The 23304-nt window shown below is 72.3% G+C and carries 18 protein-coding genes; 11 read left to right on the forward strand and 7 right to left on the reverse strand.

Annotated features, from left to right (window positions below):
- Positions 1–83: 83 nt before the first annotated feature.
- The 4 genes from trpB (at position 84) to lgt (ending at position 4060) form a co-directional block, all read left to right on the forward strand.
- On the forward strand, positions 84–1373 hold the full coding sequence (trpB, locus tag ACIRF8_RS07240) for a tryptophan synthase subunit beta (protein ID WP_404211706.1): 1290 nt from the start codon (positions 84–86) through the stop codon (positions 1371–1373).
- On the forward strand, positions 1370–2185 hold the full coding sequence (gene trpA / locus ACIRF8_RS07245; RefSeq protein ID WP_404211708.1) for a tryptophan synthase subunit alpha: 816 nt from the start codon (positions 1370–1372) through the stop codon (positions 2183–2185). The genes trpB and trpA overlap by 4 nt, the downstream gene beginning before the upstream one ends.
- 71 nt (positions 2186–2256) lie before the next feature.
- On the forward strand, positions 2257–3030 hold the full coding sequence (locus ACIRF8_RS07250) for a thioredoxin domain-containing protein (protein ID WP_404211710.1): 774 nt from the start codon (positions 2257–2259) through the stop codon (positions 3028–3030).
- Positions 3031–3100: 70 nt separating this feature from the next.
- On the forward strand, positions 3101–4060 hold the full coding sequence (gene lgt, locus ACIRF8_RS07255) for a prolipoprotein diacylglyceryl transferase (protein ID WP_404211712.1): 960 nt from the start codon (positions 3101–3103) through the stop codon (positions 4058–4060).
- A gap of 58 nt (positions 4061–4118) precedes the next feature.
- Here lgt and ACIRF8_RS07260 read toward each other — a convergent pair whose 3' ends face one another.
- The 6 genes from ACIRF8_RS07260 to ACIRF8_RS07285 all read right to left on the reverse strand — a co-directional run bounded on the left by ACIRF8_RS07260 (position 4119) and on the right by ACIRF8_RS07285 (position 11398).
- Entirely contained in the window at positions 4119–4958 is an 840-nt protein-coding gene (locus ACIRF8_RS07260; RefSeq protein WP_404211714.1) for an HpcH/HpaI aldolase/citrate lyase family protein, read from the reverse strand.
- Positions 4955–6160, reverse strand: coding sequence for a CaiB/BaiF CoA transferase family protein (locus ACIRF8_RS07265; RefSeq protein ID WP_404211716.1), 1206 nt, complete (start codon positions 6158–6160; stop codon positions 4955–4957). The genes ACIRF8_RS07260 and ACIRF8_RS07265 overlap by 4 nt, the downstream gene beginning before the upstream one ends.
- Positions 6157–7548, reverse strand: a complete 1392-nt coding sequence (locus ACIRF8_RS07270; protein WP_404211718.1) for an ADP-ribosylglycohydrolase family protein — start codon at positions 7546–7548, stop codon at positions 6157–6159. The genes ACIRF8_RS07265 and ACIRF8_RS07270 overlap by 4 nt, the downstream gene beginning before the upstream one ends.
- A gap of 8 nt (positions 7549–7556) precedes the next feature.
- Positions 7557–8723, reverse strand: a complete 1167-nt coding sequence (locus ACIRF8_RS07275; protein WP_404211720.1) for an ADP-ribosylglycohydrolase family protein — start codon at positions 8721–8723, stop codon at positions 7557–7559.
- Complete coding sequence (locus ACIRF8_RS07280; RefSeq protein WP_404211722.1) at positions 8720–9916, reverse strand: ADP-ribosylglycohydrolase family protein; 1197 nt, start codon at positions 9914–9916, stop codon at positions 8720–8722. The genes ACIRF8_RS07275 and ACIRF8_RS07280 overlap by 4 nt, the downstream gene beginning before the upstream one ends.
- 432 nt (positions 9917–10348) lie before the next feature.
- Positions 10349–11398 (reverse strand): ADP-ribosylglycohydrolase family protein, encoded by a 1050-nt coding sequence (locus ACIRF8_RS07285; protein ID WP_404211724.1) that lies wholly within the window; start codon positions 11396–11398, stop codon positions 10349–10351.
- Between the two features lie 379 nt (positions 11399–11777).
- Between ACIRF8_RS07285 and ACIRF8_RS07290 the strand changes: the two genes are divergently transcribed.
- The 3 genes from ACIRF8_RS07290 (at position 11778) to ACIRF8_RS07300 (ending at position 18931) form a co-directional block, all read left to right on the forward strand.
- Positions 11778–12509: a VIT1/CCC1 transporter family protein gene (locus tag ACIRF8_RS07290; RefSeq protein WP_404211726.1), complete on the forward strand. Its 732-nt coding sequence runs from the start codon at positions 11778–11780 to the stop codon at positions 12507–12509.
- Positions 12510–12846: 337 nt separating this feature from the next.
- A complete protein-coding gene (gene gltB / locus ACIRF8_RS07295) occupies positions 12847–17475 on the forward strand; it encodes a glutamate synthase large subunit (protein WP_404211728.1) in 4629 nt (1542 codons plus the stop codon).
- Positions 17468–18931: a glutamate synthase subunit beta gene (locus tag ACIRF8_RS07300; protein ID WP_404211730.1), complete on the forward strand. Its 1464-nt coding sequence runs from the start codon at positions 17468–17470 to the stop codon at positions 18929–18931. The genes gltB and ACIRF8_RS07300 overlap by 8 nt, the downstream gene beginning before the upstream one ends.
- Positions 18932–19040: 109 nt before the next feature.
- On the opposite strand, the gene ACIRF8_RS07305 is transcribed toward ACIRF8_RS07300, so the two are convergent.
- Positions 19041–19892: a chitosanase gene (locus ACIRF8_RS07305; RefSeq protein ID WP_404211732.1), complete on the reverse strand. Its 852-nt coding sequence runs from the start codon at positions 19890–19892 to the stop codon at positions 19041–19043.
- A gap of 76 nt (positions 19893–19968) precedes the next feature.
- Here ACIRF8_RS07305 and ACIRF8_RS07310 point away from each other — a divergent pair, with 76 nt between their 5' ends.
- The 4 genes from ACIRF8_RS07310 to ACIRF8_RS07325 all read left to right on the forward strand — a co-directional run bounded on the left by ACIRF8_RS07310 (position 19969) and on the right by ACIRF8_RS07325 (position 23239).
- A complete protein-coding gene (locus ACIRF8_RS07310) occupies positions 19969–20523 on the forward strand; it encodes a HutD family protein (RefSeq protein ID WP_404211734.1) in 555 nt (184 codons plus the stop codon).
- Between the two features lie 19 nt (positions 20524–20542).
- Positions 20543–21178, forward strand: a complete 636-nt coding sequence (locus tag ACIRF8_RS07315; protein ID WP_404211736.1) for a TetR/AcrR family transcriptional regulator — start codon at positions 20543–20545, stop codon at positions 21176–21178.
- A gap of 142 nt (positions 21179–21320) precedes the next feature.
- Positions 21321–21524: a cold-shock protein gene (locus ACIRF8_RS07320; protein ID WP_005318814.1), complete on the forward strand. Its 204-nt coding sequence runs from the start codon at positions 21321–21323 to the stop codon at positions 21522–21524.
- 92 nt (positions 21525–21616) lie between these two features.
- The gene (locus ACIRF8_RS07325; protein ID WP_404211738.1) at positions 21617–23239 is read left to right on the forward strand and encodes a DEAD/DEAH box helicase; all 1623 of its coding nucleotides are present in this window, start codon (positions 21617–21619) and stop codon (positions 23237–23239) included.
- Positions 23240–23304 lie beyond the last annotated feature (65 nt).

Consider the following 23304-nt stretch of genomic DNA (forward strand, 5'->3'; position numbering starts at 1 on the left):
TCGCGCCCTCTACGGTGCTCGGCATACCGCGACCAGCCATCACACCGAGACCAGGGGCCGCATGCCCCAGCGAGGAATCCGGCATGCCCAGCGAGTTCTTCATCCCCGACCCCGAGGGTCACCTTCCCAGCGCCGAGGGCTACTTCGGCGCCTTCGGCGGCAAGTTCATCCCGGAGGCGCTCGTCGCCGCCGTCGATGAGGTCGCCGTCGAGTACGACAAGGCCAAGAGCGACCCCGAGTTCGCCCGCGAACTCGACGACCTCCTCGTGCACTACACCGGCCGCCCGAGCAGCCTCACCGAGGTGCCCCGGTTCGCCGAGCACGCGGGTGGCGCCAGGATCTTCCTCAAGCGCGAGGACCTGAACCACACCGGCTCCCACAAGATCAACAACGTGCTCGGCCAGGCCCTGCTCACCAAGCGCATGGGCAAGACCCGCGTCATCGCGGAGACGGGCGCGGGCCAGCACGGCGTCGCCACGGCCACGGCCTGCGCGCTGTTCGGCCTCGACTGCACCATCTACATGGGCGAGATCGACACCCAGCGCCAGGCCCTGAACGTGGCCCGCATGCGGATGCTGGGCGCCGAGGTCATCGCCGTGAAGTCCGGCAGCCGCACGCTCAAGGACGCCATCAACGAGGCGTTCCGCGACTGGGTCGCCAACGTCGACCGCACGCACTACCTCTTCGGCACCGTCGCGGGCCCGCACCCCTTCCCGGCCATGGTCCGCGACTTCCACCGCGTCATCGGTGTCGAGGCACGCCGCCAGATCCTGGAGCGCGCCGGCCGTCTGCCCGACGCCGCGATCGCCTGCGTGGGCGGCGGCTCCAACGCCATCGGCCTCTTCCACGCCTTCATCCCGGACGCCGACGTCCGCCTCGTCGGCTGCGAGCCCGCGGGCCACGGCATCGAGACCGGCGAGCACGCGGCGACCCTCAGCGCGGGCGAGCCCGGCATCCTGCACGGCTCCCGCTCCTACGTCCTCCAGGACGAGGAGGGCCAGATCACCGAGCCGTACTCGATCTCGGCCGGCCTGGACTACCCGGGCATCGGCCCCGAGCACGCCTATCTCAAGGACAGTGGCCGGGGCGAGTACCGCGCCGTCACCGACGACGCGGCGATGCAGGCGCTGCGCCTGCTGTCGCGCACCGAGGGCATCATCCCGGCCATCGAGTCCGCGCACGCCCTCGCCGGGGCGCTGGAGGTCGGCAAGGAGCTGGGCCCGGACGGCCTGATCGTCGTCAACCTGTCCGGACGCGGCGACAAGGACATGGACACCGCCGCCCGCTACTTCGGGCTGTACGACGAGGGCGCCGACGCCGAGGTCGCGGCCGACGCCGCCGCCACCGCCGAGATCGAGGGGGACGCCAAGTGAGCGGGAACATCCAACTGCTGTCCGACACCCTGGCGGCGGCGAAGGACGAGGGCCGCGCCGCCCTCATCGCCTACCTGCCCGCCGGGTTCCCGACGGTCGACGGCGGCATCGAGGCCGTCAAGGCCGCCTTCGACGGCGGCGCCGACGTGGTCGAGGTGGGCCTGCCCCACTCCGACCCGGTGCTCGACGGACCGGTCATCCAGACCGCCGACGACATCGCACTGCGCGGCGGCGTGAAGATCAAGGACGTCATGCGCACGGTCCGCGAGGCCCACGAGGCCACCGGCAAGCCGGTCCTCGTCATGACGTACTGGAACCCCATCGACCGCTACGGCATCGAGAGGTTCACCACCGAACTCGCCGAGGCGGGCGGCGCCGGCTGCATCCTGCCCGACCTGCCCGTGCAGGAGTCGGCGACCTGGCGGGAGCACGCCGAGAAGCACGGCCTGGCCACCGTCTTCGTCGTCGCGCCCAGCAGCAAGGACGAGCGCCTGGCCACCATCACGGCGGCCGGTTCCGGCTTCGTCTACGCCGCTTCGCTGATGGGCGTCACCGGCACCCGCGAGTCCGTCGGCAACCAGGCCCAGGACCTGGTGCGCCGCACCAAGGCCACCACGGAGCTGCCGGTCTGCGTCGGCCTCGGCGTCTCCGACGCCAAGCAGGCCAAGGAGGTCGCCACCTTCGCCGACGGCGTCATCGTCGGCTCCGCCTTCGTCAAGCGGATGCTGGACGCCGACGACGAGGCCGCGGGCCTCGCCGCCGTCCGGGCGCTCGCCGGTGAACTCGCGGCGGGCGTACGGGGCAACGCATAGCCAAGTCACCCGTACGGGTGGAAGTGGGTCGGGGAGGCACGCTCGTGCCTCCCCGGTTCGTTGGCGCAGATGTGAGCGAGAAGAACCGAGAGGGAAAGCGCGCGGCCCGGGACCGGCTGGCCGAGGAGCGCGAGAAGCAGAGAGCCGCCGAGAAGCGGCGCCGGACGTTGATCGTGGCCGCGGCCGTCGTCTGCGTGCTCGGCCTGGCCGCCGTGATCGGGGTGGTCGCCGCCAATTCCGGCGACGACAGCTCCGGGGACACGTCCGGCTCCACGGCCGCGCCGAAGGGCGCCGCGGGCAAGGACGGTCTGGCGGTCCCGGTCGGCAAGGACAGCGCCGGGTCGACGCTCACGGTGTGGGAGGACTTCCGCTGCCCCGCCTGCAAGTCCTTCGAGGACGGCTACCGCTCGACGATCCATGAGCTGACCGACGCGGGCCAGTTGAAGGTCGAGTACCACACGGTCACGCTCATCGACTCGAACATGGGCGGCAGCGGCTCCCTCCGCGCGGGGAACGCGGCGGCGTGCGCGCAGGACGCGGGCAAGTTCCCCGAGTACCACGACGTGCTCTACGAGAACCAGCCGAAGGAGACCGACGACGCCTTCGCGGACAACGGCAAGCTGATCGACCTGGCGGGGAAGGTCGACGGCCTGGTCACGGACTCCTTCAAGAGCTGTGTGAACGACGGCACGCACAACGGCTGGATCGCCAAGTCGTACAAGGCGTTCCAGGACGCGGGCCACAAGGGCACCCCGACGGTGCTGCTGGACGGGAAGAACATCATCAACGACCCGACGATGACCCCGGCCAAGCTGAAGCAGACGGTGCGGGACGCCGCCGAGTAAGCCTTGTTATCCAGCCGTAGCCGGGCTGCCGGACGAGTCCGCGGCCCGGCACGGTAGCGTCGACCCTGCCATGGAACTTGCCTACATCCCCAGTCCGTCGCAGGGCGTGGTCCACCTCGGGCCCATCCCGCTGCGCGGCTACGCGTTCTGCATCATCATCGGTGTCTTCGTGGCCGTCTGGCTCGGCAACAGGCGCTGGATCGCCCGCGGCGGACAGGCCGGCACGGTCGCCGACATCGCGGTCTGGGCGGTGCCGTTCGGCCTGGTCGGCGGGCGTCTCTACCACGTGATCACGGACTACGAGCTGTACTTCAGCGAGGGCCGCGACTGGGTGGACGCCTTCAAGATCTGGGAGGGCGGCCTCGGCATCTGGGGCGCCATCGCGCTCGGCGCGGTCGGCGCCTGGATCGGCTGCCGCCGCCGGGGCATCCCGCTGCCCGCTTGGGCCGACGCCCTCGCCCCCGGGATCGCCCTCGCACAGGCCGTCGGCCGCTGGGGCAACTGGTTCAACCAGGAGCTGTACGGCCGGGCGACCGACCTGCCGTGGGCCCTGAAGATCACGTCGGACACCGACGGGCGAGTCCCCGGCACCTACCACCCGACGTTCCTGTACGAGTCGCTGTGGTGCGTCGGCGTCGCCCTGCTCGTCATCTGGGCCGACCGGAAGTTCAGGCTGGGTCACGGGCGGGCGTTCGCGCTGTACGTCGCGTCGTACTGCGTGGGCCGGTTCTGGATCGAGTACATGCGCGTGGACGACGCGCACCACATCCTCGGCCTGCGCCTGAACAACTGGACGGCGCTGGTCGTCTTCGTGCTCGCCGTGATCTACCTGGTCCTGTCGGCGAAGAAGCGGCCGGGACGCGAGGAGATCGTCGAGCCCGCCGCGCACACCCCCGGCGACCCCGCGACCCCGGACGAGCCCGAGGAGCCCACCGAGGCGAAGGACACGGCGAAGAACACCGCCGACGACACCGCCGACGACACCGCCGAGGACACCGCCAAGGACGAAGCCGGGGCCAAGAAGAGCTGAGAGCCGAGGACCGTACGTCGACGAGGGCGCCGAACCGCGAGGTTCGGCGCCCTCGTGCTCAGGCGGAGGCCCGGGCCGGGCGGTCCGCGAGGGCCAGCACCCGCCGCGCCCCCGCCACCACCGCCGCGTCCACGAAACGCCCGTCCGGCAGCGCCAGCGCACCCGCATCCGTGGCCGCCGCCCTGACGATGTCATGGGCCCTCGCCACCTCCGCCTCCGTCGGCCGGAACGCCTCCTCGATCACCGGGAGCTGGCGCGGATGGATCGCCGTCCGGCCGAAGAAACCGAGCGCGCGCCCCTCGGCGCAGGACCGGGCGAGCCCCTCCGCGTCCCGGACGTCGGGGAAGACCGACTGCGGGGGCGGCGGCAACCGTGCCGCGCGGGCCGCCACCACGGCGCGGCCCCGCACCCAGGCGAGACCCCGCCCGTCCGTGACACCGAGGTCGGCGCGGAGATCCGCCTCCCCGAGCGCGATGCCGTGCACCGCGGGGTGGGACGCGATCTCGTAGGCGTGCTCGATGCCGAGCGCCGACTCCAGGAGGGCATACAGCGGCGGCACCTTCGCCGCCCGGTCCAGGGCGCGGTCCAGGTCGGCGGTGGCGTGCACCTTCGGCAGCCGCAGCGCGCCGAGGCCGGGCAGCGGGGCGAGGCGGCGGACCTCCCGGCCGACGAGGGGCCCGTCCAGCGCGTTGACGCGGACGTGCACCGGCACCTCGTGCCGGTCGGCCAGCAGCTCGGCCGTCGCGTCGAGGGCGTAGGCCTTGCGGTCGGGAGCGACCGCGTCCTCCAGGTCGACCAGGACCACGTCGGCGCCGGAGGCGAGGGCCTTCGCCACGACGCCGGGCCGGTCCCCGGGAACGTACAGCCAGGTCAGATACGTACGGTCGCAGGCGCTCATACCGCACCAGCCTCCCGCAGCGCCGCGATGTCCGCCCGCGACAGGCCGAGGGCGCCGAGGAGTTCGTCGGTGTCCGCGCCGTGCGGGCGGCCCGCCCACCGGACGGCGCCCGGGGTCTCGGAGAGGCGGAAGAGGACGTTCTGCATCGCGACCGTGCCGAGCTCCGGGTCGGGGAGTTCGGTGATCGAGCCGAGGGCCCGGTACTGCGGGTCCCGGAGCACGTCGCGGATGTCGTGGACCGGGGCGATGGCCGCCTCGGCCCTCTCGAACGCCGCCACCACCTCGTCGCGGGTGCGGTCCGCGATCCACTCGCCGACCGCCGCGTCGAGTTCGTCCGCGTGCCCGGCCCTGCCCACCCCCGACGCGAACCACTCCTCGTCGATGAACTCGGGCCTGCCCACCAGCCGCATCACCCGCTCCGCGATCGACTGCGCGGACGTCGACACCGCGACCCACGTGCCGTCGCTCGTGCGGTACGTGTTGCGCGGCGCGTTGTTCGTGGAGCGGTTGCCGGTGCGCGGCTGGACGTAGCCGAGCTGGTCGTACCAGGTGGCCTGCGGGCCGAGGACCGCCAGCATCGGCTCGATGATCGCCATGTCGACGACCTGTCCGCGGCCCGTCGCGTCCCGCCCGCGCAGCGCCGCCATCACCGCGTACGAGGTGGCGAGCGCGGCGACGGAGTCGGCGAGACCGAACGGGGGGAGCGTCGGCGGGCCGTCCGGCTCACCGGTGATCGCGGCGAAGCCGCTCATCGCCTCCGCCAGGGTGCCGAAGCCGGGACGGCGCGCGTACGGGCCGAACTGGCCGAAACCGGTGACGCGGGCCAGGACCAGGCGCGGGTTGGCGGCGATCAGCTCGTCCCAGCCGAGGCGCCACTTCTCCAGGGTGCCGGGGCGGAAGTTCTCGATGACGACGTCGGACTCGGCGGCCAGCCTGAGGAGGACGTCCCGGCCGCCGGGCGAGGAGAGGTCGAGGGTGAGGTTCTTCTTGTTGCGGCCCAGGTGCTTCCACCACAGGCCGATACCGTCCTTCGCCGGGCCGTGCCCACGGGACGGGTCCGGCCTGCGGGGATGCTCGACCTTGATGACCTCGGCGCCGAAGTCGCCGAGCATCGTGGCGCAGAGCGGCCCCGCGAAGAGGGTGGCCAGGTCGAGTACGCGGAGCCCGGTCAGGGGGCCCTGGGCGGGATGGGGGTGGGTCATGCGCGGACCTCCGTCGTGATCCTGGCCAGTGTGTCGAAGCCGATGCCGTCGAAACCGGCGATCGTGGTGGCGAGCCGGTTGCCCAGCGGCGCCGTCCATCTCTCGCCGAGCGCCGCGGGTTCCCTCGCGAGCAGGCCCGCGATCGAACCCGCCGTCGCCCCGTTGGAGTCCGTGTCCCACCCGCCGGACACCGCACGGCAGACGGCGCCGGAGAAGTCGCCGTCGGCATGGGTGAGGGCGGCGGCGACCAGAGCCGCGTTGGGCAGGACGTGCACCCAGTGGTGGTCGGCGTAGACACGGTGCAGCTCGTCCACCACCGTGTCGAAGTCCCGGTGGGTGCCGGCCAGTTCGATGCCGAGACGGACCGCTTTCGCGTACCGCGACCGGGGCGGCACGACGGTGAGACCGGCCCCCAGGGCCTCGTGCACGTCCGCCGTGCCCGAGGCGGCGGACGCGATGACGGCGGCCGTGAACATCTCCCCGTACACGCCGTTGGCGGTATGTGTGAGCACGGCGTCCCGGTGCGCCTCCTCGGCGGCGCGCACCGGGTCCCCCGGACGGGTCCAGCCGAAGACGTCGGCGCGGATCTGCGCGCCGATCCACTCGCGGAACGGGTTGTGGTGGGCGGCGGTGGCGGGCGGCTCGACGCCGTCGAGGAGATTGCGGTACGCGACGCGCTCGGCCGTGAACGTGCGGCCCGCCGGCAGTTCGTCGAGCCAGAGCCTCGCCACGTCCCCGGTGGTGAAGCCGTGGCCGTGGCGCTGGAGCAGCAGCAGGCCGAGGAGCGGGTGGTCGAGGTCGTCGTCCTCGGGCATGCCGTCGATGTTCTCGGCGAGCGAGGTCGGCGCGCTGCGCCGGTTCCAGGGGTGGGCGGCGGCGATCTCCGGGTCCAGGCCGATCGCCGTGAACCAGGTGTGCAGCGGCCAGTTGCCGGTCGACCGGGCGATGGCCCTGATACCGGCGAGCGGCAGCTTCTCGACCGGTTTGCCGAGCAGGCACCCGGCGGCCCGGCCGAGCCAGGAGGCGTGGAGCGCGTCGTAGAGGGCCGAGGGCGTGGGAGAAGGGGGTGGGGGAGAGGGGGGTGGGGGAGAGGGGGAGCTGGGAGCGGCGGCGTGGGGGCAGGCCGCCCTGATCGCCACCAGATCGGTCGGTTCGTCCTCCGCCAGCGGCGACGGCAAGGACGCCAGGTCGTCGAGGAGCAGCGTCGCGAGCCGACGCAAGCCCGGGTCGGCCGGGCCGGGCGACGCGCCCGCCCGCTCCGGTGCCGGGTGGCCGCCCGCCGCCACCCAGCGCCGCTCGATCGCCACCGCGTCGCGGCCGTCCTGCGCCGCCTGCCGCAGCTCATGGCCGATCAGGTCCTCGGGCTGGACCCAGGTCAGACGGAGCATCGCGGCCCTCACCGTCCCGCGATCGCCGCGAACGCCGCCTCGTGGGCCCGGCGCCGCTGCACGTCCCGCGCGTGCACCTCACGGGTGACGCGGGCCAGCGCGGCGGCCGGGGCGTGCAGATCCAGTCTGCTGGCCCGCGCGATCTCGGCACTCCATTCCCCGGGCACCGCACCCTCCCCGTACAGCGCGCCGACGATCGCGCCGCTCATCGTGGCGATCGAATCGCAGTCCCGGCCGTAGTTGACCGAGCCGAGCACGGTCTGCCGGAAGTCGCCGCCCCCGACCAGCAGCATGCCGAGCGCCACCGGCAACTCCTCGATCGCGTGCAGCCGGGACGGGCGGCGCGCGCCGAGCGAGGGCTTGCGGTAGTCGGGGCCGACCGTGTCGAAGGGGGCGACCGCCGCGCGCAGGGGGGCCAGCGCCTCCTCGAAGTCGTCGTAGCGGGACGCCACTTCGCAGACCGCCTCGATCGCCGCCCGCGTACCGTCCTTGGCCGGTGCCAACGCGTCCTCGACCACGGCGTGCGGCGTCGCGTCCGGCTTGTACGCCGCCGCCACCGCCGCCGCGAACACCCCCGCCGCCTCCCGCCCGTACGAACTCTGGTGCGCCCCCGCCACGTCCAGCGCCTCCTGGTACGCCCCGAGTGGGTTGCCCGCGTTCACCACGCCGACCGGCGCCATGTACATCGCCGCGCCGCAGTTGACGATGTTGCCGACGCCCGCCTCGCGCGGGTCCACGTGGCCGTAGTGGATACGGGCCACGATCCACTTCTCGGCGAGGAAGATGCGCTGGAGGGGCAGCGCCTCCGCCTCCAGCTCCGGGATCCAGCGGGGCGTGGTGATCAGGTCAGGGACCAGGTGGTCGGCCACGGCGTACGCGTCGAGGTGGTCGCGGACCTTCTCGTAGACGCGCACCAGCGCGTGCGTCATCAAGGTGTCGTCCGTGACGTGGCCGTCGCCCTTGTGGTACGGGGCGATCGGGCGGGCCGTCCGCCAGTCGTCCTTGTGGAACGGCTCCACGATGCCGCGGACCCGGCCGCCGTGCCGCTCCGCGATCGCCTCCGGGGTCCAGCCCTCGACCGGGCCGCCGAGCGCGTCGCCCACGGCGGCGCCGACCAGGGCGCCGGTGGTGCGGTCCTCCAGGGATACGGGGGTGGGTGCGGGTGCGGTGCTCATACCGGAGTTCCTTCCGCGGTGGGGGAGTCGGGGCCGGGTGCGGGGGTGAGTCGGGTGTGTGTGGCCGCCAGGCGGGCCGCCAGCTCGGTGAGGTCCGTGCCCGCCAGATGGGGCAGCGCGCAGCCCGCCAGCGTCCGGCAGGCGTCGCGCCACGTCGTCGGCAGCGCCTCCGCGCCGCCGAGCGCGCCCGTCAGCGCGCCGGCCAGGGCGGGCGCCGAGTCCGCCACCCGCGACAGGCAGGCGGCCGACGGCACCGCCTCGGAGACCGCGCCCGCCGCCGCCGTCGCCACGGCCAGCGCGACGGGGACCGTCTCCGCCGCCGCGATCCCGTAGCTGTAGACGTGGTCCACGATCTCGTGCTCCAGGACCGGGACGAGGGCGAACGCGTTGCCGGGCAGGCCCGGTCGAGCCGCCACCGTGGTCCGGCCCAGTTCCACCGCGCGGTGCGCGTTGCGGTGGATCTCCGTGCCCTCGGGGAGCTGGGCCAGCGCCGCGTCCACGCAGGCGTCGACCGCCCCGCCGCCCAGGGCCGCCGCCACGGCCGCCGCCATCGCCCGGGCGCCGTGCACGCCGTCGCCGTCCTGGGTGTAGCGGGCGTCGAACTCGGCGAGATCCGCGGCGCGTTCGGGGTGCCCGGGGTGGACGGTGGCCAGGACCGCGGCGCGTACGCACGCCGCGTCGTCGAAGTAGTGCGGGTTGTCGTGGCCCGTCGCGGGCGGGCGGAGCCCCGCGGCGAGGTTGCCGAGGCCCGCGCGCACCGAGATACGGGCGCGGAGCGGGATCTTCGCCGACTCGATCTCGTCGGCGCGGGCCGCTGCCGCGGCGATCTCGTCGGCCAGGGTGTTCCAGGCCAGGGAGAGCGCCGAGCGGACGCGGTGGTCGGGGGGCAGGTCGCCCAGGCCGTCCGCGTACGCGTCGAGGACCGCCGTGGCGGTGAACGCGGCCCACTCGGCGTCGTCGGAGGGGCCGAGGCGGAGTGGTTCGGGGGGCTGGTTCAGGGCGATCGGGACGGGGAGCGTCGTCGTGGCGTTCTGCTCCGCGAACGTGTCGAGCTCGCGGGTGAGGCGGCGGGTCCAGTCGGGGAGGCGGGCCGCGCGGTGTCGTCCCGAGGGCCAGCCGGCCGCGTCTCCCGCGGCGATGCCCAGCAGTAGGCCCTCGATCCGGGACGGTGTGTCCGCGGGGGTGGGCGTCATGGGGTGGCCTCTCCGTGGTGCGGGTTGTGCGCCTTCTCTTGTGTCATGGGCGGGGCCGTGCCGGGGTACCTCCTCGGCCGGATCGGGTGCCTGGCTCTCTGAACGCCGTAGGCGGGTCATCCGGCGCTCGGTTCCTGCGGTGTCCTGCGGGGGCACCCCGGCACGTCCCCTCGCGTCGTCGTGCGGGTGCCGGGCCGGTGGGGAGTCCCGTGCCTTGCGCCGACCGTCCCTTCGTGGGGCGGGGCCGTGCCGGGGTACCTCCTCGGCCGGATCGGGTGCCTGGCCCTCTGGACGCCATAGGCGGGTCATCCGGCGCTCGGTTCCTGCGGTGTCCTGCGGGGGCACCCCGGCACGTCCCCTCGCGTCGTCGTGCGGGTGCACCCCGGTGGTTCCTTCCGTCGCCGTCGCCCCCAGCGCGGGGCGCCATATGGGTCACGCCACCGCCCCCTCGCCCGGTGGGGGCGGGGACAGCCGTGTCGCCACGTCCAGCACGTGGCGGCCCGCCATGGAGGGCAAACAGCTTCCCCGGACCGGGCCGATCGCCGCGGACCAGGGCGCCGGGATCGAGGACTCGCCGCGCAGGGCCCCGGCGAGCGCGCCCGCCACCGCCGCCGTGGTGTCCGCGTCGCGGCCCATGTTCACCGCCGTGAGGACGGATTCGCGGAAGTCGCCGCGGGACACCGCGAACGCCCCGAACGCCAGACCCACCGCCTCGGGCGCCAGGTCCGTCCAGGGGTAGCCGCCGATGACGACGGCCTTGCGCACCGCCCGTTCCCTGGACAGTTGCGTACCGTCCGGGTCGCGGCGGGCCCGGCGCGCCGCCTGGACCGCGCGGTGCAGGGAGCGGGCCGTCCAGGAGTCGTCCGGGACCACGGAGAGGGCCGCCTGCACGACCGCGTCCGGGTTGTGGCTGACCATCGCCGCGGCCACCCCGGCCGCCACCGCCCGGCCGCCGTGGATGCCCTCGCCGTCGTGCGACACCGTGCCGTCGATCGCGACCAGCCGCGCCGCCTCGGCGGGGCGGCCCGCCGCGTAGACGCCGAAGGGCGCGGCCCGCATCGCGAGACCGTCGCTCCAGGCGTGCCGGTGCTGCGCCGAGATGGGGGCCGCGAGGCCCCTGCGCAGGTTCTCCAGGGTGCCGCGTTCGCTGAAGCCCGCGCCCTTGAACGGGCCCTCGTCCTGGTCCGCGATCCAGGTGTGCCAGGCCGCCTCTACATCGGCGATCGTGAGGTCGGCGCCGTGCTCGGCGAGGAGCAGGCCGGAGAAGATCGCGTACTCGGTGTCGTCCGTGCCGGCCGGGGTGGCGGCGACGAAGCCCTCGATGCGGCCCCAGCGCTCGCGGATCTGGGACGGCTTCATGTTCTCGGCGGGCGCGCCGAGCGCGTCGCCGACGGCGAGCCCGAGGAGCGCGCCGCGCGCCCGGTCCCGCGAGGAGATCGCGTTGCCGTCCGCGGGAGGGGCCGGGTCGACGCTGACGCTCATGGTGTGTTCGTGCTCTTTCCTGGGGCCGTGCCGGGGTGCAGCGCTGGTAGCGGTCGAGGATGCCGTCGCCCGCCCGGCGCTTGCGCAGTTCGTCGATGTCGAACGCGCCGTCGTAGGACTTCTGGTAGGCCGGAGTGGTCCTTCCGCCCGGCGTAACCGCGCATCCCGGGTACCGGTGACGGGTACGGCCAGGTGGCCACCGTCAGCGATCAGGTGATCCATCTCACGGGCGGCGCCGGGAAGGCCGAGGTCAGAGCCTGCCGGGGACGTTGCGCAGGGCGCAAAAGCGCAGGTAAGTACGGCCTTCCTTGCTGGCGGAGGTCTTTTCTCGCGCGTACTTTCGAGGAGAGGCAAGCACTAGGGGAGTGGGTTCACGAGCATGGCCATCATCGAGACCGAGGCGGCGCTGCACGACGCGCACCGGGACAACCACACGCACCGCGACGTCAACGGCGGCTGGCTGCGTCCGGCCGTGTTCGGCGCGATGGACGGCCTCGTCTCCAACTTCGCGCTGATGGCCGGTGTCGCGGGCGGCGCCGTCTCGCAGCACACGGTGATCATCACCGGTCTCTCCGGGCTCGCCGCGGGCGCCTTCTCCATGGCGGCCGGCGAGTACACCTCCGTCGCCTCCCAGCGCGAGCTGGTCGAGGCCGAGCTGGACGTCGAGCGCCGTGAGCTGCGCAAGCACCCGGCCGACGAGGAGCGGGAGCTCGCCGAGCTGTACGAGTCCCGTGGCGTCGAGCCGCGCCTCGCGGCCGAGGTCGCGCGGCAGCTCTCGAAGGACCCCGAGCAGGCCCTGGAGATCCACGCCCGCGAGGAGCTGGGCATCGATCCCGGCGATCTGCCCTCGCCGATGGTGGCCGCGGTCTCCTCGTTCGGCTCCTTCGCGCTGGGCGCGCTCCTTCCGGTCCTGCCCTACCTGCTGGGGGCGAGCGCGCTGTGGCCGGCCGTGGTGTTGGCGCTCATCGGCCTGTTCGCGTGCGGCGCCGTCGTGGCGAAGGTGACGGCGCGGTCCTGGTGGTTCAGCGGACTGCGACAGTTGGCCCTGGGCGGTGCCGCGGCCGGTGTGACGTATCTCCTGGGCAGCCTTTTCGGTACGGCAATAGGTTGACGGTTCGCCGGTCACGGCCGGAAGATGGCTATACAGGGCCTTGCATAAGTAGTCGTTACTGGACGGTTTCGATTGCGAGACCACGGGGCATGAGCCGTAAGCGCTGTGGGCAATGAGGCCCGCGAGCGCACGGCGTACCGGCCCCCGGGGCACCGATCTGCCCGCCGGGCTCCTCTCCCGCCGCCACCGCGGTGTCCGCATGTTGGAACGAAGTATCCGGTTCCCGAGATTCGTTCCATCATGTAACCTGCACGAAATTTTGCAGCAGCATGAACTTCGCAGAGGGCCAACGTCGTCCCTCGGCACGCCAAATGCCACGACGACGACGGGAGAGCCGATGCGTACGCCGCGCCAGCCGTCCCAGCATTCCGACAACGGCTGGAACCTCATGAACCGGTCGCACATGGATGCTCGCCCTGCCGCCCAGGGCCTGTACGACCCGCGCAACGAGCACGACGCCTGCGGCGTCGGCTTCGTGGCCACCCTCACCGGCGAGGCGAGCCACACGCTGGTCGAGCAGGGGCTCACGGTTCTGCGCAACCTGGAGCACCGCGGTGCCACCGGCTCCGAGCCCGACTCGGGCGACGGCGCGGGCATCCTGTCCCAGGTTCCGGACGCCTTCCTGCGCGAGACGGTCGACTTCGACCTTCCCGCCGCAGGTTCGTACGCCGTCGGTATCGCCTTCCTGCCCCGCCAGGGCACGCAGGAGTACATCGCGCAGGTCGAGACGATCGCCGCCGAAGAGGGCCTGACCGTCCTCGGCTGGCGCGAGGTCCCGGTCGCCCCGCAGATGCTCGGCGCCACCGCCCGCGCGACGATGCCCGAGTTCCGGCAGCTCTTCGTCGCGGACGGCGTCAACAAGGACATCGCGCTCGACCGCAAGGCCTTCCTGCTGCGCAAGCGCGCCGAGCGCGAGGCCGACGTGTACTTCCCGTCGCTCTCCGCCCGCACCATCGTCTACAAGGGCATGCTGACCACCGGCCAGCTCGAACCCTTCTTCCCGGACCTGTCCGACCGCCGCTTCGCCTCGGCCATCGCGCTCGTCCACTCGCGCTTCTCCACGAACACCTTCCCGTCGTGGCCGCTCGCGCACCCCTACCGCTTCGTCGCGCACAACGGCGAGATCAACACCGTCAAGGGCAACCGCAACTGGATGCGCGCCCGCGAGTCCCAGCTCGCCTCCGAGCTGTTCGGCTCCACGCCGGACGGTGTCGAGAAGCTGGAGAAGATCTACCCGGTCTGTACGCCGGACGCCTCGGACTCCGCGTCGTTCGACGAGGTCCTTGAGCTCCTGCACCTCGGCGGGCGTTCGCTTCCGCACAGCATCCTGATGATGATTCCGGAGGCATGGGAGAACCACGCCTCCATGGACCCGGACCGGCGCGCCTTCTACCAGTACCACTCCACGCTGATGGAGCCCTGGGACGGCCCGGCCTGCGTCACCTTCACCGACGGCACCCAGGTCGGCGCCGTTCTCGACCGCAACGGCCTGCGTCCGGGCCGCTACTGGGTCACCGACGAGGGCCTCGTCGTCCTCGGCTCCGAGGTCGGCGTCCTCGACATCGACCCGGCGAAGGTCGTCCGCAAGGGCCGCCTCCAGCCCGGCCGCATGTTCCTCGTCGACACCGCCGAGCACCGCATCATCGAGGACGACGAGATCAAGGCCGGACTCGCCGCCGAGCACCCGTACGCGGACTGGCTCGAAGCCGGTGAGATCGAGCTCTCCGACCTGCCCGAGCGCGAGCACATCGTGCACACGCACGCCTCCGTCACGCGCCGCCAGCAGACCTTCGGCTACACCGAGGAAGAGCTGCGCATCCTCATCGCGCCGATGGCCAAGAGCGCCGCCGAGCCGATCGGCTCGATGGGCACGGACACCCCCATCGCCGCGCTCTCGGCCCGCCCGCGCCTGCTCTTCGACTACTTCACCCAGCTCTTCGCGCAGGTCACCAACCCGCCGCTGGACGCGATCCGCGAGGAGCTCGTCACCTCGCTGCGCTCCTCGCTGGGTCCCGCGGGCAACCTCCTGGAGCCCACGGCCGCCTCCTGCCGCTCGGTCACCCTGCCCTTCCCGGTGATCGACAACGACGAGCTGGCCAAGCTCATCCACATCAACGCCGACGGCGACATGCCCGGCATGAAGGCCGCGACCCTCTCCGGCCTCTACCGGGTCTCCGGCGGCGGCGACGCCCTCGCCGCCCGCATCGACGAGATCTGCGCCGAGGCCGACGCCGCCATCGAGGCCGGCGCTCGCCTGATCGTGCTCTCCGACCGCCACTCGGACGCCGAGCACGCGCCGATCCCCTCGCTGCTGCTCACCTCGGCCGTCCACCACCACCTCATCCGTACGAAGCAGCGCACCCAGGTGGGTCTGCTCGTCGAGGCCGGTGACGTCCGCGAGGTCCACCACGTCGCGCTGCTCATCGGCTTCGGCGCCGCGGCCGTCAACCCGTACCTGGCGATGGAGTCGGTCGAGGACCTGGTCCGCGCCGGCACCTTCCTGACGGGCGACGAGGACGGCGGGGCCGAGCAGGCCATCCGCAACCTCATCTACGCGCTCGGCAAGGGCGTCCTGAAGGTCATGTCCAAGATGGGCATCTCGACCGTCGCCTCCTACCGAGGCGCCCAGGTCTTCGAGGCCGTCGGCCTCGACGAGGCCTTCGTCGAGAAGTACTTCAACGGCACCGCCACCAAGATCGGTGGCGCGGACCTGAACGTCATCGCCGAGGAGGTCGCCGCCCGCCACGCGAAGGCGTACCCGGCGAGCGGCATCGCGCCCGCGCACCGCGCCCTCGACATCGGCGGCGAGTACCAGTGGCGCCGCGAGGGCGAGCCGCACCTGTTCGACCCGGAGACGGTCTTCCGCCTCCAGCACGCGACGCGCTCGCGCCGCTACGACATCTTCAAGAAGTACACGGACCGGGTGAACGAGCAGTCGGAGCGTCTGATGACGCTGCGCGGCCTGTTCGGCTTCAAGTCCGAGGGCCGCGAGCCCATCTCCATCGACGAGGTCGAGCCGGTCTCCGAGATCGTCAAGCGGTTCTCGACCGGCGCCATGTCCTACGGCTCCATCTCGCGCGAGGCCCACGAGACCCTCGCCATCGCCATGAACCAGCTCGGCGGCAAGTCCAACACCGGTGAGGGCGGCGAGGACGCGGACCGTCTCTACGACCCGGCGCGCCGCTCGTCGATCAAGCAGGTCGCCTCCGGCCGCTTCGGTGTGACCTCCGAGTACCTGGTCAACGCCGACGACATCCAGATCAAGATGGCGCAGGGCGCCAAGCCCGGCGAGGGCGGCCAGCTCCCCGGCCACAAGGTGTACCCCTGGGTCGCCAAGACCCGGCACAGCACCCCCGGCGTCGGTCTGATCTCACCGCCGCCGCACCACGACATCTACTCCATCGAGGACCTGGCTCAACTGATCCACGACCTCAAGAACGCCAACCCGCAGGCCCGCATCCACGTGAAGCTGGTCTCCGAGGTCGGCGTCGGCACGGTCGCGGCCGGTGTCTCCAAGGCCCACGCGGACGTCGTCCTCATCTCCGGCCACGACGGCGGCACCGGTGCCTCGCCGCTGACCTCGCTCAAGCACGCGGGCGGCCCCTGGGAGCTCGGCCTCGCCGAGACCCAGCAGACGCTGCTGCTCAACGGCCTGCGCGACCGCATCGTCGTGCAGACCGACGGCCAGCTCAAGACCGGCCGCGACGTGCTCATCGCCGCGCTGCTCGGCGCCGAGGAGTTCGGTTTCGCGACCGCGCCGCTCGTCGTCTCCGGCTGCGTCATGATGCGCGTCTGCCACCTGGACACCTGCCCGGTCGGTATCGCCACGCAGAACCCGACGCTGCGCGAGCGGTTCTCCGGCAAGGCCGAGTACATCGTCAACTTCTTCGAGTTCATCGCTCAGGAAGTCCGCGAACTCCTCGCCGAGCTGGGCTTCCGCTCCATCGAGGAGGCCGTCGGCCACGCCGAACTCCTCGACACCGAGCGGGCCGTGACGCACTGGAAGGCGCAGGGCCTCGACCTGGAGCCCCTGTTCTACGTCCCGGAACTGCCCGACGGCGCCGTGCGCCACCAGATCATGACCCAGGACCACGGCCTGGAGAAGGCGCTCGACAACGAGCTGATCAAGCTCGCCGCCGACGCCCTCGACGCCGACGACCAGGCGGACGCCCGGCCGGTCCGCGCCCAGGTCGCCATCCGCAACATCAACCGCACGGTCGGCACCATGCTCGGCCACGAGGTGACGAAGAAGTTCGGCGGGGCGGGACTGCCCGACGACACCATCGACATCACCTTCACCGGCTCCGCGGGCCAGTCGTTCGGCGCCTTCGTGCCGCGCGGTGTCACCCTGCGCCTGGAGGGCGACGCCAACGACTACGTCGGCAAGGGCCTGTCCGGCGGCCGGATCATCGTCCGCCCGGACCGCGGCGCCGACCACCTCGCCGAGTACTCGACGATCGCCGGCAACACGATCGCGTACGGCGCGACCGGCGGCGAGCTGTTCCTGCGCGGTCGCACCGGCGAGCGGTTCTGCGTCCGCAACTCCGGTGCCACGGTCGTCTCCGAGGGCGTGGGCGACCACGGCTGCGAGTACATGACCGGCGGCCACGCGGTCGTGCTCGGCGAGACGGGCCGCAACTTCGCGGCGGGCATGTCGGGCGGTGTCGCGTACGTCATCGACCTCGACCCCGACAACGTCAACGTCACCAGCCAGGGCGCCGTCGAACCCCTGGACGACACCGACAAGCAGTGGCTGCACGACGTGGTGCGCCGCCACGCCGAGGAGACCGGTTCGACGGTCGCCGAGAAGCTGCTCGCCGAGTGGACCGTGTCCGTGGAGCGCTTCAGCAAGATCATCCCCAGCACGTACAAGGCAGTGCTCGCCGCCAAGGACGCCGCCGAGCGAGCCGGTCTCACCGAGACCGAGATCACCGAGAAGATGATGGAGGCGGCGACCAATGGCTGATCCCAAGGGCTTTCTCAACCACGGGCGCGAGGTCGCCAAGACCCGTCCTGTCGGCGAGCGCGTCAAGGACTGGAACGAGGTCTACGTTCCCGGCTCCCTGCTGCCGATCATCAGCAAGCAGGCGTCGCGCTGCATGGACTGCGGCATCCCGTTCTGCCACAACGGCTGTCCGCTGGGGAACCTGATCCCCGAGTGGAACGACTACGCGTACCGCGAGGACTGGTCGGCCGCGCAGGAGCGCCTGCACGCGACGAACAACTTCCCGGAGTTCACCGGCCGGCTGTGCCCGGCTCCGTGCGAGTCGGCGTGTGTCCTCGGCATCAACCAGCCGCCGGTCACCATCAAGAACGTCGAGGTCTCGATCATCGACCAGGCGTGGGACCGCGGCGATGTCGCCCCGCAGATCCCCGAGCGCCTGTCGGGCAAGACCGTCGCCGTCATCGGTTCGGGACCGGCCGGTCTCGCCGCCGCCCAGCAGCTCACGCGGGCCGGGCACACGGTCGCCGTCTACGAGCGCGCCGACCGCATCGGCGGCCTGCTCCGCTACGGCATCCCCGAGTTCAAGATGGAGAAGCGGCACATCAACCGCCGCATCGAGCAGATGCGCGCGGAGGGCACCAAGTTCCGTACCGGTGTGGAGATCGGCCGCGACATCGACGCCGCCAAGCTCCGCAAGCGCTACGACGCCGTCGTCATCGCCGCCGGTGCCACGGTCTCCCGCGACCTGCCGGTCCCGGGCCGCGAGCTGAACGGCGTCCACTTCGCGATGGAGTACCTGCCGCTCTCCAACAAGGTGCAGGAGGGCGACTTCGTGCAGCCCCCCATCACCGCCGAGGGCAAGCACGTCGTCGTCATCGGCGGCGGCGACACCGGCGCCGACTGCGTGGGCACCGCCCACCGCCAGGGCGCCGCGTCCGTGACGCAGCTCGAGATCATGCCGCGGCCCAACGACGACCGGGACCCGGTCGGCCAGCCGTGGCCGACCTTCCCGATGCTCTACAAGGTCACCTCGGCGCACGAGGAGGGCGGCGAGCGGGTCTACTCCGTCTCCACGACCCACTTCGAGGGCGACGAGGAGGGCAACGTCCAGGCGCTGCACCTCACCGAGGTCGAGTTCATCGACGGCAAGCTCACCCCGAAGCCCGGCACCGAGCGCAAGATCCCCGCGCAGCTCGTCACCCTGGCCATGGGCTTCACCGGCACCGACCAGGAGAACGGCCTCGTCTCCCAGTTCGGCCTGGACCTCGACGCCCGCGGCAACATCGAGCGCGACGCCGACTTCCAGACCAACGTCCCCGGCGTCTTCGTCGCCGGTGACGCGGGCCGCGGCCAGTCGCTCATCGTCTGGGCCATCGCCGAGGGCCGCTCGGCCGCCCGCGGCGTGGACCGCTTCCTGACCGGCGCCTCCGAGCTCCCGGCGCCGATCCGCCCGACGGACCGCGCCCTCACGGTGTGACGATCCGCCCCTGAACGTCCCGTACAACGGCGTACGGAACTGAGCGCGACGCCTGCCCCACTGTCCCCGACCGGACGACCGGGTGGGCGTCGCGGTGCGTCCGGGACCGTCACGGCACCCGGTACGTCTCCCCGTACACCTTCCACGTCAGCGGCGTCCTCAGCGACAGGTTCCCGTCATGGAGGAAGCGGCGCTGGGCCGTGTCGATGCGGGAGGTGTCCCGGTGGGCCTTCTGCGACGTCATCAGCGTGCGGCGGACGTCCAGGAAGATGTCGAGGTACGCCTCCTCCGCGCCGCCCTCGGCCGGGGTGTCGGCCTCCTTCATGGCGCGTGCGCGCAGGCCGTGGAAGCTGCTGGGGCCGTTGCCGGGACCGTGCATGACCATCGCGTCGTAGTAGATGAACTGGCCGAGCGTGCCCAGGCCGTCGCGGCGCGCGAGGCGGACCGCCGGGTCGAAGTACACGCGGTCGCGTTCCTCGTCCTGCGCCTCGCGGAACGCCGCCACCTTCGCCTCCGCGCGCCACGCGGCCGGCAACCCCGGGTCGAGCCCTTCGTGCGAGTCCGTGCCGTCGACCGCGCGCAGAGCGGGCAGATAGCGGGCCAGGCCGTTGTCCGGGTGGTCCGCGGTGTAGCGCTCGACCAGGGTGAGCAGATCGTGGGTGCCGGTGCAGAAGCCGATGATGCCCGCCGTGTAGCCCTGCCCGTCGCCGATGTCCTCCACGTAGCCGTACTGGCCACGCCAGTCCAGCGTCGAGTTCTCGGCGCTGGCGACGAGCTGCTGCGCGAGGTCCTTCTTGCCGGGGGCGGTGAGGCCGGGCGGCACCGCGGTCGCCGACGACCCGGCGCGGGCGGGCGCGTCGTCGCTCCTGTCGCCGCCGCCGGGGGACAGGGAGAAGACCCCCGCCGTGACGGCGCAGGCCACGGCGGCGAACGAGAGGACCAGGCACCCGGCGCGTTTCATGCGGACAGCGTATGCGGGACACCCCTTCCAAGATCCACAGCGCTGCCGCCGACCGCCCGGCGTACCCTCGGCGTTCATGATCGATCCCGTGCTGCGCCCGCTGCCCGCCCGCGACCGCCCCGCCGTCGCCTGGAAGAACGGCGGCGGTGTCACCCGCGAGATCGCCGCCGCGCCCCACGGCGCGGACCCGGCCGGTTTCCGGTGGCGGGTCAGCCTCGCCGAGGTGGCCGCGGACGGGCCGTTCTCCGCGTTCCCCGGCGTCGACCGGACCCTCACCATGGTCGAGGGCGACGGGATGGAGCTGACCGTCGGCGCCGTCCCCACCCTGGTCGACACCCCGTACAGGCCGAGGGACTTCCCCGGAGACGTACCCACCGACTGTCGGCTGCTCGGCGGTCCTGTCGTCAACCTCAACGTCATGTGGCGCCGCTCCGCCCTCCCCGTACCCCCGTCCGTCGCCGTCGTCCACGGACGGCTCATCCTCGCGGCGGGCACCTCGCTGGTCGTCGCCCTCACCGAGGAGGGCGCGCGCGTGGCGGGGCGGGCGCTCGGCCGCCACGACGCCGTACTCGTCGAAGGCGCGGGGGAGTTGGCGGCGGCGGGGGCCGTCGCCGTCGTCAGCGGGATCTGATCCGGACCACAATGGGGTCGTGTCCACGACGAAGAAGCCCCACGCGGCCAAGGCGGCCAAGACGGTCAGGGCGGGCGCCTCGCCCGAGCGGCGCCGCGAGATCCTGGCGACCGCCGCCGAGGTCTTCGCCGCTCAGGGTTACAACGCCACCACCGTCCGCAAGATCGCCGACGAGGCGGGCCTGCTCGCCGGCAGCCTCTACTACCACTTCGACTCCAAGGAATCGATGCTGGAGGAGATCCTGCGCACCTTCCTCGACGAGCTGTGGGCGGGCTACGACACCGTGCTCGACGCCCGCCTCGGCCCCCGGCAGACCCTGGAGGCCCTCGTCACCGAGTCCTTCCGCGAGATCGACCGGCACCGCGCCGCCGTCGCGATCTACCAGAAGGAGGCCAGGCAGCTCGTCGCGCAGGAGCGGTTCGGCTTCCTCGCCGAGTCCCAGCGCCGGTTCGAGGAGACATGGCTCACCACCCTGGAGCGCGGCGTCGCGGACCAGGTCTTCCGCGCGGACCTCGATCTGCGCCTCGCCTACCGCTTCGTACGCGATACGGTTTGGGTGGCCGCGTCCTGGTATCGACCGGGCGGACAGCACCGTCCGGAGGAGATCGCACGCCAGTACCTGACCATGGTCCTGGACGGACTCGCGGCGCGCTGAAAAAGCGTGCTAAGATCAGCGTGTTGCAGTTTTGGTACCCATAGACTTTATGTGCGCCTGACGGAAACTTCCTCAGGCGCATTATTGTTTTGCCGGGGCGTTCTCGGAATGGGGGGCTGCTACCTGTTTCAAGGAGAATTACATGGCCACCGGTACCGTGAAGTGGTTCAACTCGGAAAAGGGCTTCGGCTTTATCGAGCAGGACGGCGGCGGCGCTGATGTCTTCGCCCACTACTCGAACATCGCCACCTCGGGCTTCCGCGAGCTCCAGGAAGGCCAGAAGGTGACCTTCGACGTCACCCAGGGCCAGAAGGGCCCCCAGGCGGAGAACATCCTCCCCGCCTGATCCAGCATCACCGGGCCGGGGCCCGCACCTACACGGTGCGGGCCCCGGCTCATGCTGTCCCCACCCCCCGGAGTCCCCGGAAGGCATGCCGCATGGCCAGCTCAGCCCGCCCGTCCAGCCGTCGCAGTCCCCGTCCCGCAGCAGCCGGAAAAAGGCGCGCCCCCGAGCAGCAGCGCAGGCAACAGCCCGCGCCGCCCCGCGAGTTCACCATGCCGGAGAACACCACTCCCGCGCTGCCCCCGGTCGACACCTTCGCCGCACTCGACATGCCCGCCGCCCTGTTGAAGACACTGGGTGCGCAGGGCGTCACCGAGCCCTTCCCGATCCAGGCCGCGACGCTGCCCAACTCCCTCGCCGGACGCGACCTGCTCGGCCGAGGCCGCACCGGCTCGGGCAAGACGCTCGCCTTCGGCCTGCCGCTGCTCGCCCGCACCGCCGGTGCCAAGGCCGAGCCGCGCACCCCGCTGGCCCTCGTGCTCGTCCCCACGCGCGAACTGGCCCAGCAGGTCACCGACGCCCTCACCCCGTACGCGACCTCCCTCCACCTGCGGATGACCACCGTCGTCGGCGGCATGTCGATCTCCCGCCAGGCCGGCCAGTTGCGCCGCGGCGCCGAGGTCGTCGTCGCCACCCCCGGGCGGCTGAAGGACCTCATCGAGCGCGGCGACTGCGTCCTCGACCAGGTCCGGATCACCGTCCTCGACGAGGCCGACCAGATGGCCGACATGGGCTTCATGCCGCAGGTCACCGCGCTGCTCAAGCAGGTCGCGCCCGGCGGTCAGACCATGCTCTTCTCGGCGACGCTCGACCGGAACGTGGACCGGCTCGTCCGGCAGTTCCTCACCGACCCCGTCGTGCACTCCGTCGACCCCTCCGCGGGCGCTGTCACGACGATGGAGCACCACGTCCTGCACGTCCTCGACGAGACCGACAAGAAGGCCGTCACCGCGCGCATCGCCGCCCGTGAAGGCCGCGTCATCCTCTTCGTCGACACCAAGCGCTCCGCCGACCGGCTCGCCAAGCGCCTCCTCGCCAGCGGGGTGCTCGCCGCGCCCCTGCACGGCGGGCGCAGCCAGCCGCAGCGCAACCGCACCCTGGAACAGTTCAAGGACGGCCGGGTCACCGCGCTGGTCGCCACGAACGTCGCCGCGCGCGGCATCCACGTCGACGACCTCGACCTCGTCGTCAACGTCGACCCGCCCACCGAGCACAAGGACTACCTGCACCGCGGCGGCCGTACCGCCCGCGCCGGTGAGTCCGGCAGCGTCGTCACCCTCGTGCTCCCCGAGCAGAAGCGCGACGTGCAGCGGCTGATGCGGGACGCCAAGGTGCAGCCCCGCACGACCCAGGTCCGCTCCACCGACGAGGAGCTGGTGACGATCACCGGGGCGCGCGAGCCCTCCGGAGTGGCCGTGACCGTCGCCGTCCCCGAGCCGACCGCGCCGTCGGCCGCCGCCAAGTCCCGCCGCCCGCGCCGCTCCCGCGGCAGTGGTTCCGGCAACGGCGGCAGCGGCTCCGGCCGCGCCGCGAGCGGCGAGGGGCAGCGCTCCGCACAGGGCGGACAGCGCTCCGTGCCGGGCGGCCAGCGTTCCGGACAGGGCGCGTCCGGCGGCCGGCGCCGCTCCGGCTCCGGCTCCGGTGCGGCGAACCCCGCCGCGAACGGCGGCAACCGCCGTGGCCAGGGCCCGCGCGGCCCGCGCAGGGCCGCCGCCTGAGACAGCCGGGCCGGGGCGGGACACGTCGCTGAGGAGCCCTCGCGACTGCCCGCCCCGCACTGTCT

Source organism: Streptomyces sp. NPDC102406 (genome assembly GCF_044765725.1).
Classification (GTDB): domain Bacteria; phylum Actinomycetota; class Actinomycetes; order Streptomycetales; family Streptomycetaceae; genus Streptomyces.

Excerpts from the sequence above, each read along its gene's own strand:
- trpB (WP_404211706.1), top strand. The coding sequence starts at position 84 with ATGCCCAGCGAGTTCTTCATCCCCGACCCCGAGGGTCACCTTCCCAGC.
- lgt (WP_404211712.1), top strand. The coding sequence starts at position 3,101 with ATGGAACTTGCCTACATCCCCAGTCCGTCGCAGGGCGTGGTCCACCTC.
- ACIRF8_RS07260 (WP_404211714.1), bottom strand. The coding sequence starts at position 4,958 with ATGAGCGCCTGCGACCGTACGTATCTGACCTGGCTGTACGTTCCCGGG.
- ACIRF8_RS07265 (WP_404211716.1), bottom strand. The coding sequence starts at position 6,160 with ATGACCCACCCCCATCCCGCCCAGGGCCCCCTGACCGGGCTCCGCGTA.
- ACIRF8_RS07270 (WP_404211718.1), bottom strand. The coding sequence starts at position 7,548 with ATGCTCCGTCTGACCTGGGTCCAGCCCGAGGACCTGATCGGCCATGAG.
- ACIRF8_RS07275 (WP_404211720.1), bottom strand. The coding sequence starts at position 8,723 with ATGAGCACCGCACCCGCACCCACCCCCGTATCCCTGGAGGACCGCACC.
- ACIRF8_RS07280 (WP_404211722.1), bottom strand. The coding sequence starts at position 9,916 with ATGACGCCCACCCCCGCGGACACACCGTCCCGGATCGAGGGCCTACTG.
- ACIRF8_RS07285 (WP_404211724.1), bottom strand. The coding sequence starts at position 11,398 with ATGAGCGTCAGCGTCGACCCGGCCCCTCCCGCGGACGGCAACGCGATC.
- ACIRF8_RS07290 (WP_404211726.1), top strand. The coding sequence starts at position 11,778 with ATGGCCATCATCGAGACCGAGGCGGCGCTGCACGACGCGCACCGGGAC.
- gltB (WP_404211728.1), top strand. The coding sequence starts at position 12,847 with ATGCGTACGCCGCGCCAGCCGTCCCAGCATTCCGACAACGGCTGGAAC.
- ACIRF8_RS07300 (WP_404211730.1), top strand. The coding sequence starts at position 17,468 with ATGGCTGATCCCAAGGGCTTTCTCAACCACGGGCGCGAGGTCGCCAAG.
- ACIRF8_RS07305 (WP_404211732.1), bottom strand. The coding sequence starts at position 19,892 with ATGAAACGCGCCGGGTGCCTGGTCCTCTCGTTCGCCGCCGTGGCCTGC.
- ACIRF8_RS07310 (WP_404211734.1), top strand. The coding sequence starts at position 19,969 with ATGATCGATCCCGTGCTGCGCCCGCTGCCCGCCCGCGACCGCCCCGCC.
- ACIRF8_RS07320 (WP_005318814.1), top strand. The coding sequence starts at position 21,321 with ATGGCCACCGGTACCGTGAAGTGGTTCAACTCGGAAAAGGGCTTCGGC.
- ACIRF8_RS07325 (WP_404211738.1), top strand. The coding sequence starts at position 21,617 with ATGGCCAGCTCAGCCCGCCCGTCCAGCCGTCGCAGTCCCCGTCCCGCA.